At 68.0% G+C, this 15097-nt stretch carries 18 protein-coding genes and 1 pseudogene; 3 read left to right on the plus strand and 16 right to left on the minus strand.

The features are described from left to right. Positions 1-100 precede the first annotated feature (100 nt). The 11 genes from rpsQ to rpsJ are packed head-to-tail and all read right to left on the minus strand — an operon-like array spanning position 101 to position 5415. Positions 101-397, minus strand: a complete 297-nt coding sequence (gene rpsQ, locus ACZ5IQ_RS23290) for a 30S ribosomal protein S17 (RefSeq protein WP_212806911.1) — start codon at positions 395-397, stop codon at positions 101-103. A 2-nt stretch (positions 398-399) separates the two neighbouring features. Continuing rightward, a complete protein-coding gene (gene rpmC, locus ACZ5IQ_RS23295; protein WP_061002778.1) occupies positions 400-630 on the minus strand; it encodes a 50S ribosomal protein L29 in 231 nt (76 codons plus the stop codon). Beyond that, a complete protein-coding gene (rplP, locus tag ACZ5IQ_RS23300) occupies positions 630-1046 on the minus strand; it encodes a 50S ribosomal protein L16 (RefSeq protein ID WP_020101406.1) in 417 nt (138 codons plus the stop codon). Before rplP ends, rpmC begins: the two co-directional genes overlap by 1 nt. Positions 1047-1048: 2 nt before the next feature. Further along, positions 1049-1864 (minus strand): 30S ribosomal protein S3, encoded by an 816-nt coding sequence (gene rpsC, locus ACZ5IQ_RS23305; RefSeq protein WP_061002779.1) that lies wholly within the window; start codon positions 1862-1864, stop codon positions 1049-1051. Beyond that, positions 1864-2328: a 50S ribosomal protein L22 gene (gene rplV / locus ACZ5IQ_RS23310; protein WP_212806912.1), complete on the minus strand. Its 465-nt coding sequence runs from the start codon at positions 2326-2328 to the stop codon at positions 1864-1866. Before rplV ends, rpsC begins: the two co-directional genes overlap by 1 nt. After that, entirely contained in the window at positions 2328-2609 is a 282-nt protein-coding gene (gene rpsS / locus ACZ5IQ_RS23315) for a 30S ribosomal protein S19 (RefSeq protein WP_020101403.1), read from the minus strand. The genes rplV and rpsS overlap by 1 nt, the downstream gene beginning before the upstream one ends. 18 nt (positions 2610-2627) lie before the next feature. Beyond that, a complete protein-coding gene (gene rplB / locus ACZ5IQ_RS23320; protein WP_061002785.1) occupies positions 2628-3464 on the minus strand; it encodes a 50S ribosomal protein L2 in 837 nt (278 codons plus the stop codon). A 29-nt stretch (positions 3465-3493) separates the two neighbouring features. Further along, positions 3494-3796, minus strand: a complete 303-nt coding sequence (gene rplW / locus ACZ5IQ_RS23325) for a 50S ribosomal protein L23 (protein WP_029119743.1) — start codon at positions 3794-3796, stop codon at positions 3494-3496. Beyond that, the gene (gene rplD, locus ACZ5IQ_RS23330) at positions 3796-4443 is read right to left on the minus strand and encodes a 50S ribosomal protein L4 (RefSeq protein WP_061002787.1); all 648 of its coding nucleotides are present in this window, start codon (positions 4441-4443) and stop codon (positions 3796-3798) included. The genes rplW and rplD overlap by 1 nt, the downstream gene beginning before the upstream one ends. Beyond that, positions 4443-5096, minus strand: coding sequence for a 50S ribosomal protein L3 (gene rplC / locus ACZ5IQ_RS23335; protein WP_073696999.1), 654 nt, complete (start codon positions 5094-5096; stop codon positions 4443-4445). The genes rplD and rplC overlap by 1 nt, the downstream gene beginning before the upstream one ends. 13 nt (positions 5097-5109) lie before the next feature. Then, positions 5110-5415, minus strand: a complete 306-nt coding sequence (gene rpsJ / locus ACZ5IQ_RS23340; RefSeq protein WP_003883485.1) for a 30S ribosomal protein S10 — start codon at positions 5413-5415, stop codon at positions 5110-5112. A gap of 596 nt (positions 5416-6011) precedes the next feature. Here rpsJ and ACZ5IQ_RS23345 point away from each other — a divergent pair. Then, entirely contained in the window at positions 6012-6494 is a 483-nt protein-coding gene (locus tag ACZ5IQ_RS23345; RefSeq protein ID WP_464480362.1) for a hotdog fold domain-containing protein, read from the plus strand. Here ACZ5IQ_RS23345 and ACZ5IQ_RS23350 read toward each other — a convergent pair. Both ACZ5IQ_RS23350 and ACZ5IQ_RS23355 read right to left on the minus strand, forming a co-directional pair. Continuing rightward, positions 6488-6835, minus strand: a pseudogene (locus ACZ5IQ_RS23350) (nuclear transport factor 2 family protein); the annotation flags it as partial. The gene ACZ5IQ_RS23345 and the pseudogene ACZ5IQ_RS23350 overlap by 7 nt on opposite strands. A 128-nt stretch (positions 6836-6963) precedes the next feature. Continuing rightward, positions 6964-8601 (minus strand): carboxylesterase/lipase family protein, encoded by a 1638-nt coding sequence (locus ACZ5IQ_RS23355; protein WP_464480363.1) that lies wholly within the window; start codon positions 8599-8601, stop codon positions 6964-6966. A 125-nt stretch (positions 8602-8726) separates the two neighbouring features. Here ACZ5IQ_RS23355 and ACZ5IQ_RS23360 point away from each other — a divergent pair, with 125 nt between their 5' ends. Continuing rightward, positions 8727-9977: a cytochrome P450 gene (locus ACZ5IQ_RS23360; protein ID WP_212806918.1), complete on the plus strand. Its 1251-nt coding sequence runs from the start codon at positions 8727-8729 to the stop codon at positions 9975-9977. On the opposite strand, the gene ACZ5IQ_RS23365 is transcribed toward ACZ5IQ_RS23360, so the two are convergent. Further along, positions 9943-10584, minus strand: coding sequence for a TetR/AcrR family transcriptional regulator (locus ACZ5IQ_RS23365; protein WP_212806919.1), 642 nt, complete (start codon positions 10582-10584; stop codon positions 9943-9945). The genes ACZ5IQ_RS23360 and ACZ5IQ_RS23365 overlap by 35 nt on opposite strands. A gap of 83 nt (positions 10585-10667) precedes the next feature. Here ACZ5IQ_RS23365 and ACZ5IQ_RS23370 point away from each other — a divergent pair, with 83 nt between their 5' ends. Continuing rightward, a complete protein-coding gene (locus ACZ5IQ_RS23370) occupies positions 10668-12230 on the plus strand; it encodes an MFS transporter (RefSeq protein ID WP_212806920.1) in 1563 nt (520 codons plus the stop codon). Between the two features lie 42 nt (positions 12231-12272). Here ACZ5IQ_RS23370 and mftG read toward each other — a convergent pair whose 3' ends face one another. Both mftG and mftF read right to left on the minus strand, forming a co-directional pair. Next, positions 12273-13682, minus strand: coding sequence for a mycofactocin dehydrogenase MftG (gene mftG, locus ACZ5IQ_RS23375; protein WP_406774382.1), 1410 nt, complete (start codon positions 13680-13682; stop codon positions 12273-12275). Next, the gene (gene mftF, locus ACZ5IQ_RS23380) at positions 13679-15097 is read right to left on the minus strand and encodes a mycofactocin biosynthesis glycosyltransferase MftF (protein ID WP_226519501.1); all 1419 of its coding nucleotides are present in this window, start codon (positions 15095-15097) and stop codon (positions 13679-13681) included. Before mftF ends, mftG begins: the two co-directional genes overlap by 4 nt.

Below are 15097 nucleotides of genomic sequence, written 5' to 3' on the forward strand. Positions count from 1 at the left end.
GGCGCCGATCCGGATTGGATTGCCGCCCTGGAATTTCCCGCCAAATGCAAAACTGCCCCTCTCCCGAAGGAGAGGGGCAGTTCTATGCACGTGCGAAGGCCTACTTGGCCTTCTCGAGCACCTCGACCAGCCGCCAGCGCTTGCTGGCCGACAGCGGACGGGTCTCCATCAGCGAGACGCGGTCGCCGATACCGGCGTCGCCGTTCTCGTCGTGCGCCTTGACCTTCTTGGTGGTCCGGATGATCTTCCCGTAGAGCGGGTGCATCTTGCGATCTTCCAGCTCGACCACGATGGTCTTCTGCATCTTGTCCGACACCACGTAGCCGATGGCGGTCTTGCGGCTACCGCGCTCGGTCTCGGTGGCCGGCGTGTGCTTGGGGCCCTTAGTTTCTGCCATGACTAATCCTTACCAACCGGCCCGGACGCCAGGCCCAACTCACGTTCGCGCAGGATCGTGTAGACCCGCGCGATCTCCTGCCGCACGGTGCGCAGCCGGCGGTTGTTCGACAGCTGACCGGTGGCCATCTGGAAGCGAAGGTTGAACAGCTCTTCCTTCGACTCGCGCAGACGCGTGGTCAGCTCTTCCTCGGTGAGCTCACGCAGTTCACCAGGCGTAACTCCAACTGCCATCAGAACTGCTCCTCTCGAGTCACGATGCGTGCCTTGATCGGCAGCTTGTGGATGGCGCGGGTCAGCGCCTCCCGGGCGATCTTCTCGTCGGGGTAGCTGAGCTCGAAGAGCACGCGACCCGGCTTGACGTTGGCAACCCACCACTCCGGCGAACCCTTACCGGAACCCATGCGGGTTTCGGCAGGCTTCTTGGTCAGCGGGCGGTCCGGGAAGATGTTGATCCAGACCTTGCCGCCACGCTTGATGTGCCGGTTGATGGCGATACGAGCGGACTCGATCTGCCGGTTGGTGATGTAGGCATGGCCCAGGGCCTGGATGCCGTAGTCACCGAAGCTGACCGAGGTGCCGCCGCTGGCGATACCGCGCTGCTCCGGGTGGTGCTGCTTGCGGTGCTTGACCTTGCGGGGAATCAGCATGCTTAGCTCTCCGTTGCTTCCGACGGCGCATCGCCGGCGGGGGCCTCAACAGCGACGTCCACAGCGCGGCCGGCCTCGGTGCTGGTCGCCGTGGTGCCCGACGAACCGCTGCGACGCGGACGGGTACCGGACGGACGATCCCGACGGGGACGGTCGGCGGCGGGAGCGGCGGCGGCGAGCTCACGCTTGCCACCGACGATGTCGCCCTTGTAGATCCACACCTTCACGCCGATACGGCCGAATGTGGTCTTGGCCTCGTACAGGCCGTAATCGATGTCGGCGCGCAGCGTGTGAAGCGGCACGCGACCTTCGCGGTAGAACTCCGAGCGGCTCATCTCAGCACCGCCGAGGCGGCCCGAGCACTGCACCCGGATGCCCTTGACGTTCGGCTGACGCATGGCCGACTGGATGGCCTTGCGCATGGCACGACGGAACGCGACACGGTTGCTCAGCTGCTCGGCGACGCCCTGCGCCACCAGCTGGGCCACGCCCTCGGGGCTCTTGACCTCGAGGATGTTCAGCTGAACCTGCTTGCCGGTCAGCTTCTCCAGGTCGGCGCGGATGCGGTCGGCCTCGGTGCCACGGCGACCGATGACGATGCCCGGACGTGCGGTGTGGATGTCCACCCGGACGCGGTCACGCGTGCGCTCGATCTGCACGTCGGCGATGCCGGCGCGCTCCAGGCCGGTGGCCAGCAGCTTGCGGATGGCGACGTCTTCCTTGACGTAGTCCGCGTACTGCTTGTCGGCGTACCAACGGGACTTCCATTCGGTGGTGATACCGAGGCGGAAGCCGTGCGGGTTGATTTTCTGGCCCACTACTCCGAGCCTCCCTTCGTCTCGGTCTTGGCAGCGGCGGCCTTGCTGCCCTGGGCACGACGAGCGCGCGCGGCACCGGCCGAAGCAGCCTTCGAGCCCTTGTCCTTCGCGGGACGGCTCTCGACGACCACGGTGATGTGGCTGGTGCGCTTGCGGATCCGGTACGCACGCCCCTGGGCGCGCGGCCGGATGCGCTTGGCGGTCGGGCCCTCGTCGGCGAAGACCGTGGCGACCACGAGGGTCGTCGGGTCCAGGCCCTCGTTGTTCTGCGCGTTGGCGGCAGCGCTGGCGATCACCTTGGCGACCGGCTCGCTGGCAGCCTGCGGTGCCCACCGCAGGATGTCGAGCGCCTCTTCGACGCTCTTGCCACGGACCAGGTCGATGACCCGGCGGGCCTTGCTCGCCGACACACGCACGAAGCGCGCCTTGGCGCTCGCGGACGGGTATTCAGTAACGGTAGTCATTAGCGGCGCTTGCTCTTCCGGTCGTCCTTGATGTGACCCTTGAAGGTCCGCGTCGGGGCGAACTCGCCGAGCTTGTGCCCAACCATCGCTTCGCTGACGAACACCGGCACGTGCTTGCGACCGTCGTGGACGGCGAAGGTGTGACCGATGAAGTCGGGGATGATGGTCGACCGACGGGACCAGGTCTTGATGACCTGCTTGGTGTTCTTCTCGTTCTGCGCGTCGACCTTCTTCAACAGATGGTCGTCGACGAACGGACCCTTCTTGAGGCTACGAGGCATCGTCTATTCCTTTCCGGCCTAGCGCTTCTTGCCGGTGCGCCGGCGGCGGACGATGAGCTTGTCGCTCGGCTTGTTCGGCTTGCGGGTGCGGCCCTCGGGCTTGCCCCACGGGCTCACCGGGTGACGACCACCGGAGGTCTTACCCTCACCACCACCGTGCGGGTGGTCAACCGGGTTCATCACGACACCACGGACGGTCGGGCGCTTGCCCTTCCACCGCATACGGCCGGCCTTACCCCAGTTGATGTTCGCCTGCTCGGCGTTGCCGACCTCGCCGACGGTGGCGCGGCAGCGCACGTCGACGCGACGGATTTCGCCCGACGGCATACGCAGCGTGGCGTAGGCGCCTTCCTTACCGAGCAGCTGGATGCTGACACCGGCCGAGCGGGCCAGCTTGGCGCCACCACCCGGACGCAGCTCCACAGCGTGGATGACGGTACCGGCCGGGATGTTGCGCATCGGCAGGTTGTTACCCGGCTTGATGTCGGCGTTGGGGCCGGACTCGACAACGTCGCCCTGCTTGAGGTCCTTGGGGGCGATGATGTAGCGCTTCTCGCCGTCCACGAAGTGGAGCAGCGCGATGTTCGCGGTGCGGTTCGGGTCGTACTCGATGTGCGCGACCTTGGCGTTGACACCGTCCTTGTCGTGGCGACGGAAGTCGATGACGCGGTAGGCACGCTTGTGACCGCCACCCTTGTGACGAGTCGTGATGCGGCCGTGCGCGTTACGACCACCAGTGCCGTGCAGCGGACGGATCAGCGACTTCTCCGGAGTCGAACGAGTGATCTCGGCGAAGTCGGAGACGCTCGAACCGCGACGACCCGGGGTCGTCGGCTTGTACTTGCGAATTCCCATTATCAGTTAATCCCTTAACTCCCGGCCGATCAGGCCGGAGCTCCGAACAGTTCGATCGGCTTGCTGCCGGCGGACAGGGTCACGATCGCGCGCTTGGTGCTCTTGCGCTGGCCGTAACCGGTGCGGGTGCGCTTGCGCTTGCCCTTCCGGTTCGCGGTGTTCACCGAGTCGACCTTCACGTCGAAGATCTTCTCGATAGCGATCTTGATCTGCGTCTTGTTGGACTCCGGCGCCACGATGAACGTGTACGTGTTGTCCTCGATGAGTCCGTAGGACTTCTCCGAGATGACCGGGGCCAGGATGATGTCGCGAGGATCAGTCACGGTAGCCATCAGGCCGACACCTCCTCTTTCGTGTTGGCGGTGATGTAGGCGTTGAGCGCCTCCACCGAGAACACCAGGTCGTCGGCGTTGAGCACGTCGTAGGTGTTCAGCTGATCCGGCGAGATCACGTGCACGCCAGGCAGGTTGCGGACGCTCTTGGCGCCGACCACATCGCTGCGGCCGATCACGACGAGCACCTTCTTGTTGTCGGTCAGCGACGACAGGAACGACTTGGCGCTCTTGGTCGACGGGTTCTGACCGGCCACCAGTTCGGTGATCGCGTGGATGCGCTCGTTGCGAGCCCGGTCCGACAGCGCGCTGCGCAGGGCAGCAGCGATCATCTTCTTCGGGGTCCGCTGGCTGTAGTCACGCGGCTGCGGGCCGTGGACGACGCCACCACCGGTGAACTGCGGGGCGCGGGTCGAACCCTGACGGGCGCGGCCGGTGCCCTTCTGGCGGTACGGCTTCTTGCCACCACCGGACACCATGGCCCGGGTCTTGGTGGCGTGCGTGCCCTGGCGGGCGGCGGCCAGCTGGGCCGTCACCACCTGGTGCATCAGCGCGATGTTGGGCTCGACGTCGAACAGCGCGGCGGGCAGCTCGACAGAGCCGTCCTTCTTGCCGTCCGGGGTCTTGACGTCAATCTTGAGAGTCATTACTTCTCGCCTCGCTTAACTGCGGTGCGGACAACCACCAGTCCACCGTTGCGGCCCGGGATGGCGCCCTTGATGAGCAGCACACCGTTCTCGGCGTCGACCTTGTGAACCTTCAGGTTCTGGGTGGTGACGCGGTCGCTACCCATCCGGCCGGACATGCGGGTGCCCTTGAAGACACGGCCCGGGGTGGCGCAGCCACCGATCGAACCGGGACGACGGTGCACAGCCTGGGCACCGTGCGCGGCGCCCTGGCCCTTGAAGCCGTGACGCTTCATGGTGCCGGCGAAGCCCTTGCCCTTGCTGGTGCCGGTCACGTCGACGTATGCGCCGTCGGCGAAGATCTCGGCGGTCAGCTCCTGGCCGACCTCGTACTCAGCAGCGGCGGACTCGTCGTCGAGACGAAGCTCGGCCAGGTGCCGGCGCGGGTTGATGCCTGCAGCGGCGAACTGACCGGTGACCGGCTTGTTCACCTTGCGAGGGCTGATCTCGCCGTAGGCGAGCTGCACGGCGCTGTAGCCGTCGCGCTCGGTGGTACGGATGCGGGTCACCACGTTGGGGCCGGCCTTCACGACCGTGACCGGGACGACTTTGTTGTTCTCGTCGAACACCTGCGTCATGCCCAGCTTGGTGCCCAAAATGCCTTTGCGTGCCATTTTTCTGGGTCTCCTACTGGATGTTGACGTCGACGCTCGCCGGCAGATCGATGCGCATCAAGGCGTCAACGGTCTTCGGCGTGGGGTCGAGGATGTCGATAAGGCGCTTGTGGGTACGCATTTCGAAATGCTCCCGCGAGTCCTTGTACTTATGGGGAGACCGGATGACGCAGTACACGTTCTTCTCGGTCGGCAGCGGCACCGGGCCGACCACGCTTGCCCCCGTACGGGTGACCGTCTCAACGATCTTGCGCGCCGAGGCGTCAATCGCCTCGTGGTCGTAGGCCTTGAGCCTGATGCGGATCTTCTGTCCCGCCACGCTTCTCCTACCTAACTTTCACGGGCCCGTGCTCGGGCCTGGTCTTCAATACGCACGCATCGGGATACCCGATCGCGCGCGCTGGCTATGCCGCCGCTCTTTACGTTTCTGTGGTTCACCGACCCCCGCGCTCGGGCGTGTCGCCTTTGCGCACAGTCGTCCGCGTTGGAAATTCCATCGTGGGCGATGCTGGGACCGGATGCGCCCGAGATGGGCGCCGGTCGTATGCCCGCAGCGGGCGAACCCGGCGCAAGGCAACCCGAACAGTATGCCCCAGATCCGGGCTCGCTCCAAATCCGCTGCGGAGCCGTCCGGCGCGCCCGGGTTCTGCCGCCGGTCCTGCGGTGATTCTGCGGTGCGGGCCTGGTTGTCCGAGTGGACGCCGCTCTGGTTTCGCGGTTGATGGAGGCTGTTCTGTTGACCCGGTATCCAAGGCGCATAAGTGCGAGTGGAGTGCGCCCTGGGTACAGAGTCAACGCATGCGCAGCCACGCCAGTTGTTGACTCTGTACTGGTGGCGCAACGGTGCGAGTCGGGCGCACCCAGGCCGGCGAAATCCGCGTCGGCACTGAACTTACTTTTGAGTAAGATAGAGCCATGTCGACACTGAGCCCCACCTACCGCGCCTGGAAGCAGCTCTCCGGACGACCCGGCGGCAGCCTGATGTTCTCCGCGGCCGCGATGGTGCGGGTGCCGTACTTCGCTTCGGTCCTACCCCGGGTGGTGAGGATGGAGCCGGGCTACGCCGAGGTGGCGGTGCCGAAGTGGTTCTTCGTCTACAACCATCTGCACACCGTGCATGCGATCGCGTCCTGCAACGCCGCCGAGGCCGCAATGGGGATGGCGATGGAAGCGACGGTCCCGACGAGCCACCGCTGGATCCCGAAGGCCATGAACGTGCGGTACCTGGCCAAGGCCACCACCTCACTGCGGGCACACGCGCGGGTCGACGTCCCTGACTTCGAGACGCTGACGAAAGGCACCGACGTCGTCGTATCGGTCTCGGTGGTCGACGCCCGAGGCGAGGAGGTCGTGCACGCCGACATCACGACGTGGGTGACGCCCGCCCAATCGAGGTAGGTGCCGTGGCCTTCGCGCACCAGCTCACCGTCGAAGATCAGCACCTCGTTGACCAACTGCCCGCGGTGGTTGCGGTAGTTGATGACGAGCGCCTGCATCCCTATATAGGTAGCCACGATCTCGAAGCGCAGCTCCGGCACCGCGGCCAGCGCGGTGGTCCAGTACCGCCGGAGGGCGTCCTTACCCCGCACCACTCCCCCGGACTCGGGCACCACGCGCGCCGCGACCGGTGAGGTGAAGACGACATCGTCGTGAAAATGCGCCAGGACCGCCTCGACGTCATGTGCGTTCCAGGCCGCGCACCACTCGCGGGCGAACCGGTCGGCATCGGGCATCGTCATGCCGACCTATCGAAGTGCACACCCGCCCTGGTCGGCAAGCCAATTTCCGGCGGTGTGCGTCGAGCGTGCGACCTGCCGAGACGCCACGCCGCTGACGTCACCAGAATCCCCCACGTTCGACGTGGCCATCAGTGCTGCAGACTCCCCCAGAACGCGCACTGGTGCACCTGGTCGTAGTCCGTGACCAATCGACTTCCGTCGGGGCGCAAGGACATGCGGCTGTCATGCTCGTCGCCGGTCAGCTGCGGCCATTCCGGCGCACCGTCGGCGCTCGGCCGGCCGTCGCGGACGAACGAGCTCCAGTAGTCGATCATCTGGTCCGACAGGGCGACCTGCGGCGGCGTCGGCGGCGGCGCCCCGCCCATGTTGAAGATGTACCGCAGATCGAGCGAATGACTGGCCCCGACCGGGAAAGGCAACTTGCGCAGCGGATCTGGCGTCGGTGGCGCGGGATCGGCGAATTCGTACCCGTACACGGGTGCGTCGGCAGCCAGCGCGTCGCCGATGCGGTCCGCCACACACGCGAACGCCGCGTCGGTGACTGCCGTCGAATAGGCGACGGCCGCGCTGCCGCCGTAGCGGTCCAGCGGGTAGTGCGTCGCCACCGCGCCGGCGTCGGCGCCGAACGTCGACTCCAGGAGGCGCGGGTAGGCGTCGGCATGGAACCGCTTGCCCGCGCGGAGATACTGCAGCGCGACGAAGAGGGTGAATTCGTCGCGGGTGGTACCGATCATCACCGGCACCCGGGCCGCAGCGCCGTCGCTGATGGCCCGCATCGGGTCGACCGGCAGCAGCGTTGTCCCGGAGACGGGCCCGCTGAGCATGTTCTCGCCGATTCCGTAGTACCACACCGGTTTTCGCAGTTTGTCGACCGGCAGACGGCGCAGACAATCGGCGGCGTCCGCCACATCCCCGCACCCCGCCGCCTGCGCATAGGTCAGGCTCGCCCGCGTGGCCTCCGGTAGTGCGCCCTGCGCCTGGCACGGCCCACTCGCGATGATGGCGCCGCGGAAGAGACCGGCCGAGTCGGGGGCGACGAGATGGTCGCACACCGACATCCCGCCGGCGGATTCACCGGCGATGGTCACCTTGTCGGGATCGCCGCCGAACGCGGCGATGTTGTCGCGCACCCAGCGCAGCGCCGCCTGCTGATCGGCCAGCCCGTAGTTGCCGACGTCGGGACCGCTACCCAGTGCGGGGTGGGCCAGGAAACCCAGCGCACCGAGGCGGTAGTTGACGGTCACCACCACGACGTCGCCGCGTGTGGTCAGCCGAGTCGAGTTGTAGATGCTGCTGGAGCCGTTGATGAATCCGCCGCCGTGCAGCCACACCAGCACGGGTCGACGTTCACCGGAGGCCCGCACCGGCGGCGTCCAGACATTGAGCGTCAGGCAATCCTCGCTGGTGTTACGGCCCATCTCGAGGTCGCCCTTGGGATCCTGGATGCAGCGCGCGCCCGGCTTGCTGCCGTCGAGCGCGCCGTCCCACGCGAGCGCGGGCGCCGGCGGCCGGAAGCGCAATGGTCCCAATGGTGGTGCGGCATAAGGAATTCCACCGAAGAACCGTAGGTCCGGATTGACCGTCCCGCGGACGGTCCCCGATGCGGTGTGCACCAGCGCCGGATCGGCGGTCACCGCGTCGGGCGCGACGACCGTCGCACCTTCACTGTGCGAGTCCAGGCCACAGCCGGCCACCAGCAGCACCGCGGCAGCCACTGCCGCAGCGCGCTGCAGCAGTCTGGGCGAATGGGCGGACGACACGACCACCCAGCGTACTGAACGCCCACCGAATGCAGCTCAGAAATATTTCGCGCGACCCCCTCCCCAACGGACATCGAACGACCTACACTCCACTTGACAGCTGTCAAGTTTGCGTCTGCGTGAGGAGTTCAATGACTGCACCCACCACCGACGAGGCCGCGAAGGTCCTCGCCGACCCCTCCGCCTACGCCGACGACGATCGGTTGCATACCGCCCTGACCCGCCTCCGCGCCACCAATCCCGTTGCCTGGGTAGACAATCCGCCGTACCGGCCGTTCTGGGCGATCACCAAGCACGCCGACATCATGGCCATCGAGCGCGACAACAACCTCTTCATCAGCGAGCCCCGCCCGCTGCTCATGAAGGCCGACGCCGAAGATCTGCTGAAGGCACAGGCCGAGGCGGGGATCGGGCTGCGCACGCTCATCCACATGGACGACCCGCACCACCGGAAGATCCGCGCCATCGGCGCCGACTGGTTCCGCCCCAAGGCCATGCGCGACCTGAAGGTCCGGGTGGACGAGCTCGCGAAGCGGTACGTCGACCGGATGCGCGACATCGGCCCCGAGTGCGACTTCGTCGAGGAGATCGCGATCCAGTTCCCGCTCTACGTGATCATGTCGCTGCTCGGCCTCCCCGAGGAGGACTACGACCGCATGCACACCCTCACGCAGGAGATGTTCGGCGGCGACGACGAGGAGTACTCACGCGGCCAGACACCGGAAGAGCTGTTCGCCGTGCTGCTCGACTTCTTCCAGTACTTTGCCGCGCTGACCGCATCCCGGCGGGCCAACCCGACCGATGACCTGGCGTCGGCGATCGCGAACGGCCGCATCGACGGCGAACCGCTCAGCGACATGGACACCGCGTCCTACTACGTGATCGTGGCCAGCGCCGGTCACGACACCACCAAGGACGCCATCTCGGGTGGGCTGCACGCGCTGATCCAGAATCCCGGCGAGCTGGCCCGCCTGAAGGCGAATCCCGAGCTGATGTCCACGGCCGTCGAGGAGATGATCCGGTGGAGCACGCCGGTGAAGGAATTCATGCGCACCGCGACCGCCGACACCGTCGTGCGCGGGGTGCCGATCGCCGCAGGCGAATCCGTCTATCTCGCTTACGTTTCCGGTAACCGCGACGAAGAGGTGTTCACCGATCCGTTCCGGTTCGACGTCGGGCGCGAGCCGAACAAGCACCTGGCGTTCGGCTACGGCGTGCACTTCTGTCTGGGTGCCGCACTGGCGCGCATGGAGATGAACAGCCTGTTCTCCGAACTGCTGCCCCGGCTGGACTCGATCGAATTGGCCGGTACCCCGGAGCTTTCCGCGACGACGTTCGTCGGCGGCTTCAAGCACCTGCCGATCCGGTACTCGCTGCGCTGATGCGATGAGTCGCGAGGAAGCCGTCGACGGCGGCGACGGCGATCTCGCGATAGTCGAAGTCGGGCAGGGTGCTGAGCTTGCCGAGCACGATCGGGCCGAGTAACAACGCCGCGGCGCGGACCCGGTCGACGTCGCCCAACTCGGCGACGGCCTCGGGACTGGACAGCACTGCCTCGAACGGGGCGGCGTACTGCTCGGCCACGCGTTCCCGCAAGTTACGGACCTCGATGCTCTCGGTCCCCGCCGTGCCCCACGGCAGGTGTTCGAGGTTGCCACCGAGCGTCAGCCACGACATGGCCGCCAGGCTGACCGGCGCCTCGGCGATCAGTTCCGCCTGCGCGTGCACGAGCGCGATCAACCGCTCGCGCAGGTTCCCGTCGGCGAGCGGCACGGGAGCCGGCGGGATGAGCGCGTGAAATGCCGCTGCCAGCAAGTCATTTCCGCTGGCATAGTGCCGATAGAGGGTCGCCCTGGCCACGTTGGACGCCCGGACCACCGCATCGATGGTGACGGCGCTGGGACCGCCGGCGCGCAGGAGGGCGGTCGCCGCCTCGAGGAGCCGCGCCCGTGACCGGGCCGGCCGGGGGTCGCCGTATTCGCTGGACAACGCAGTTCACCTTCCGGACGACAAACAAGACTGTTAGTCTTGTTTGAAGATCATCAGTCTTGAAACTACCGGAAGGTGGCCGCATGGCCGACAAGGCGAGCGTGGTGAGCCCCCGGGCCGGTACCACGCCGCCGACGGCCGCCGCGCCCATCGCGCGGAACCGCACCTGGACACTGCTGGTGGCGTGTTCCGGTGTGCTGGTGGTGATTTCGTCGATGGTCGCGCTCAACACCGCGCTCGGTGACATCGCCATGGCAACGTCGGCGAACCAGACCCAGCTGACCTGGATCATCGACAGTTACACACTGACACTGGCCTGCCTGCTGCTGCCCGCCGGCGCCCTCGGCGACCGCTACGGCCGGCGCGGTGCCCTGCTGTTCGGTCTGGCCATCTTCGCGGCGGCCTCGATCGTCCCGGCGGTCAGCACCGATCCCTTGCACATCATCGGCGCCCGCGCGGTCGCCGGAGTGGGCGCCGCCTTCATCATGCCGGCGACGCTGTCCCTGATCACCGCGTCGTACCCGGCCGACCAGCGCACCAAGGCGGTGGGCATCTGGGTCGGGATGGCCGGCTGTGGCGGCGTGTTCGGCATGCTGGGATCCGGTGTGCTGCTGCACTTCTGGCCCTGGCAGTCGATCTTCTGGGCCTTCGCCGGCGCCGGACTGGTCCTGATGGTCATGAGCACGACCATCACGACGTCGCGCGATGCGGAGGCCCGCACCTTGGACGTCGCCGGCGCGATCGTCATCGCCGCCGCGGTCGCCGCGCTGGTGTACGGCATCCTCGCGGCACCCGATCGGGGCTGGACACATCCGGTGGTGCTGGGTGGTATCGCCGGCGGCCTGATCCTGGCCGGGGCGTTCACGATCATCGAGCTCCGGGCCCGGTACCCGCTGCTGGATGTCCGGCTGTTTCTCGATCGCCAGTTCGGCACCGGAGCCGCGGCCATCACGGTGCTGTTCCTGGTGATGTTCGGTTTCTTCTACCTGGCGATGCAATTCATGCAACTGGTCATGGGCTACAGCCCGCTGGGAACCGCACTGGCACTGTCCCCGCTGGCGGTGCCGATGCTCATCCTGTCCCCGCTGTCGTCGTGGTACCTGCCGAAGCTGGGATTGCGCCTCGTGGTGCTCATCGGCCTGGGGCTGCTGTCCGCCGGCCTGCTGTCACTATGTCTGGTGCGCATCGACTCGTCGTACTGGGCCCTGGCGTGGCCGCTGCTGGTGGTGAGCACCGGAGTCGGAATATTCACCGCGCCAACGACTTCAGCGATCATGACATCGGTACCGGACGGCAAACAGGGGGTGGCGTCGGCGGTCAACGACACCACCCGGGAGGTGGGTGCCGCCCTCGGCATCGCGCTGACCGGCTCCCTCCTGGCAGCCGGATACACCAAACAGATCGGGCCCGCCGTGGCCGGTTTTCCGGCTCCGGTACAAGACGCCGCACGCGGCTCGCTGGCCGGTGCGGTGGCCGCGGCGCCCCATCTGGGCCCGGTCGGTGGTCAGCTCCTGGCCGTGGCCCGCGTGGCGTTCCTGCACGGCATGCAGACAACACTCGTGGTGCTGGCGTCGATCACCGCGGTCGCGGGCGTACTGATCGCATTCTGGGCGCCCGGCCGCGACCGCACACCGCCCAACAACTAGTCACCACAGGCATTTTCATGCGACGTCTCCGCCGCGCGGCGGTCACGCCGCGATGAACCCGGCGGCCCGGTGCGCCAGCATGACGATGGTCGCGTGCGGGCCCCGGCCGGTGATGCCCGGCAGCGCGGCGCCGTCGGCCACCCACAACCCGTCGACGCCGCGCACCCGGCACTGCGGATCGAGGACGGCACGCTCGTCGCCGTCGGCCCCCATCGGCGCCGTGGCCGCCAGATGCTGCGCCGTGGACCAGGCGGGCTCGCCACCGGCGACGGCGTCACCGAACAGGTCGCGGCACAGTTCGTGACCGGCGTGCAGCGCGGCGGCATCGGCCGGGTCGGCGTCATAGCGATGTTCGATGATGGGACGGACGTCGGGATCGTCCGACACCAGCAGGACCCGGCCCAGCGCGCGCGGCCGCATCAGGGAGATGCCGAGGTGCACCGGGTCCGCACCGGCGGCGACCCCGCCGGTCATGGCCGCGAAACCCCACGTGTACGGCCGGATCTCCAATTCCTCAGTGGTGAGCAGCAATTCGAGCGGCGGGCGCCCGGGCTCGGCGGGCCAGGTGGTCGGCACCACCCATTCCGGATGATCGGCGCACGCGGCCCCCACCGGCAGGTCCGCCACCACCGGCACGCCGACGCCCCGCAACTGCGCGGCCGGGCCGATCCCGGACAGCAGCAACAGATGGGCAGATTCAATTGCCCCGGCGCACAACACGATCCGGTCGGCATACCGGTCCGCCACCCCCTCGGGACCGAGACACCTGACCCCCACCGCACGGTCACCGTCGAACAACACCCGCAGACCGCGGGTACCGGCGAGCACCGTCAGGTTGTCCCGGCCCCGCGCGGCCGTCAGGTAGACCTCGCCCGGACCGTGCCGGTGGCCGGTGTCATCGATGTTGAGTGGCACCGCACCCAGGCCGGGCCGGACCCCGGCCGCGGCGTTGAGATCGTCGATCCAGGGGTACCGGCCGCCCGCCGCATCACGGAAAGCCTGTGAGGACGCTGCGAATTCGCTGAGACGGCGCACCGGGACCGGGCCGGCCGCGCCGTGCTCGGCACCGTCGCCGAAGTCGTGGTCCGTCTCGATGGCGCGATAGTGCGGCAGGACGTCGGGCCACGACCAGCCCGGCACCGCCCAGGCCGCGAAGTCCGCCGGCCAAGCCCGGCAGAAGTAGCCGCCGTTGATCGCCCCGGACCCGCCCAGCACCCGCCCGCGCACGATGTCCGCGGACCGCACCGGATTCTGCGTCAGCGTCGTGCGGTGCTGTCGCGCCACCGTGCTGTCGACGCCGATGGGCAGCACCCAGCCCGGTTCCGGGCGGATCGTGCCGCCGGTCTCCAGCAGCGTCACCCGGCAGCCGGGGTCGGCCGAAAGACGCTCGGCCAGAACGCAGCCGGCGCTGCCGGCCCCGACGATCAGGACGTCATCGCGACGTGGGCTCAAGTCCGGATCTGCGGCTTGAGCGCACCCAGATGCCGCTCGCGCACCACGCCGCCCCACAGCCCGAGACCGTAGGCGATGTCGTCGAGGCGCTTCAGCAGCAGGTAGGCCAGCAGGCCCACGCGCTGGGTGTTGTCGTCGACCGTGTGGTGGCGGCGGGCCCAGTCGACGACGCCGTCCACGATCGCGGCGATCAGCACCACTTGACGCCAGCGCCGGAAACAGACCGCCAGCACGAGAGCCACCGGCCAGTAGTGCCGGCACAGCGCCGCGGCGAGTTGCAGGGCCGCGGCCCACAGTCCCTGCGCGGCGACGGCGGCGACCTCACGCGGCTCGGTGTCGACCGACCGCAGCGAGTTGGCGATGCGCCGGCCGGTGATCGCGGCGGCGATGGTCGACGCCAGGTAGCCCACGCCCGACCCCATGGCCAGCAGCACCCAGACCACCAGCGTCCAGCCGGAAATGACCAGCGGCGCCGTCTTGCCCGGGTGCCGCACCGACAGCGGTGCGGCCGAGGAGCCGTAAAAGGCCTTGCGGGTGAACCACTCTCGCAGTGCGGTGCGGTGATCGTGGCCGACGAGCGCGATCGGTTCGTACCGCAGCCGGGCCCCGGCCTCGATGAACCGCCAGCACAGGTCCACGTCCTCGCCGGACTGCAGCGACTCGTCGAAACCGCCCACCTGGTCCAGCGCCGCCCGCCGGCAGATGATGGCCGCGCTCGGCACGTAGGCCACCATGCCGTACGGCACCACCGGGGCTTCCCGCATGCCGAGGTCGAGCGACGACCGCACCGCCTCGTAGCGCGCGATCAGATTGTCGGGCTCGTGCAGGCCGACGATGCGCGGCGCGACCAACGCGACGGCCGGGTCGCAAAAGTGCCCCAGCAGCGCTTCCAGCCACCCGCGACGGGGCACCACGTCCGAGTCCAGGAACGCGACGAAGTCGGTCTCGCAGGCGGCCAGCCCGGTGTTGCGGGCCGCGGCCGGGCCCCGGCTGACGTCGTGCCGGAGCACCCGGACGTCGCAGTGGCCGGCCAGGTCGCAGAAGTCCGCGGCCTGCAGTGGCACCACCGAGCCGTCGTCGACGACGACGACGCGCATGCCGCGCAGGGACCGCACCAGCCGGGCGACACCAACGGCGTTGTCACGTACCGGAATCACGACGGTCACGTCGAGGTGCGACGGCCCGGTCGCCGGCCGTGGGTGCGCCACCGTGGCGTCGAGCAGCGTGCGGGCCAGCTGCGCGCTCTGGGCGTCGTGCACCTCCAGGCGGCCACGGTCGAGCATCGTCTGCGCCGCCGGAGCCAGCTTCAGCAGTCGCGTCGGTGAGCCACCGAGCAGCGCGGCGCCCTCACCCAGCACCTTGACTCGGCGATCCACTTGGACGGCAAAGCCGTCAGGCAGCCGCGGCCCAGTCAC

This window comes from Mycobacterium toneyamaense (assembly GCF_055384815.1).

What these genes read in the sequence shown, in the direction of transcription:
- rplC (WP_073696999.1), bottom strand. Translation starts at nt 5,096, where the DNA reads ATGGCACGCAAAGGCATTTTGGGCACCAAGCTGGGCATGACGCAGGTG.
- ACZ5IQ_RS23345 (WP_464480362.1), top strand. Translation starts at nt 6,012, where the DNA reads ATGTCGACACTGAGCCCCACCTACCGCGCCTGGAAGCAGCTCTCCGGA.
- rpmC (WP_061002778.1), bottom strand. Translation starts at nt 630, where the DNA reads ATGGCAGTTGGAGTTACGCCTGGTGAACTGCGTGAGCTCACCGAGGAA.
- ACZ5IQ_RS23360 (WP_212806918.1), top strand. Translation starts at nt 8,727, where the DNA reads ATGACTGCACCCACCACCGACGAGGCCGCGAAGGTCCTCGCCGACCCC.
- rplD (WP_061002787.1), bottom strand. Translation starts at nt 4,443, where the DNA reads ATGACTCTCAAGATTGACGTCAAGACCCCGGACGGCAAGAAGGACGGC.
- rplV (WP_212806912.1), bottom strand. Translation starts at nt 2,328, where the DNA reads ATGACTACCGTTACTGAATACCCGTCCGCGAGCGCCAAGGCGCGCTTC.
- rplP (WP_020101406.1), bottom strand. Translation starts at nt 1,046, where the DNA reads ATGCTGATTCCCCGCAAGGTCAAGCACCGCAAGCAGCACCACCCGGAG.
- ACZ5IQ_RS23370 (WP_212806920.1), top strand. Translation starts at nt 10,668, where the DNA reads ATGGCCGACAAGGCGAGCGTGGTGAGCCCCCGGGCCGGTACCACGCCG.
- rpsS (WP_020101403.1), bottom strand. Translation starts at nt 2,609, where the DNA reads ATGCCTCGTAGCCTCAAGAAGGGTCCGTTCGTCGACGACCATCTGTTG.
- rpsQ (WP_212806911.1), bottom strand. Translation starts at nt 397, where the DNA reads ATGGCAGAAACTAAGGGCCCCAAGCACACGCCGGCCACCGAGACCGAG.
- rplW (WP_029119743.1), bottom strand. Translation starts at nt 3,796, where the DNA reads ATGGCTACCGTGACTGATCCTCGCGACATCATCCTGGCCCCGGTCATC.
- rplB (WP_061002785.1), bottom strand. Translation starts at nt 3,464, where the DNA reads ATGGGAATTCGCAAGTACAAGCCGACGACCCCGGGTCGTCGCGGTTCG.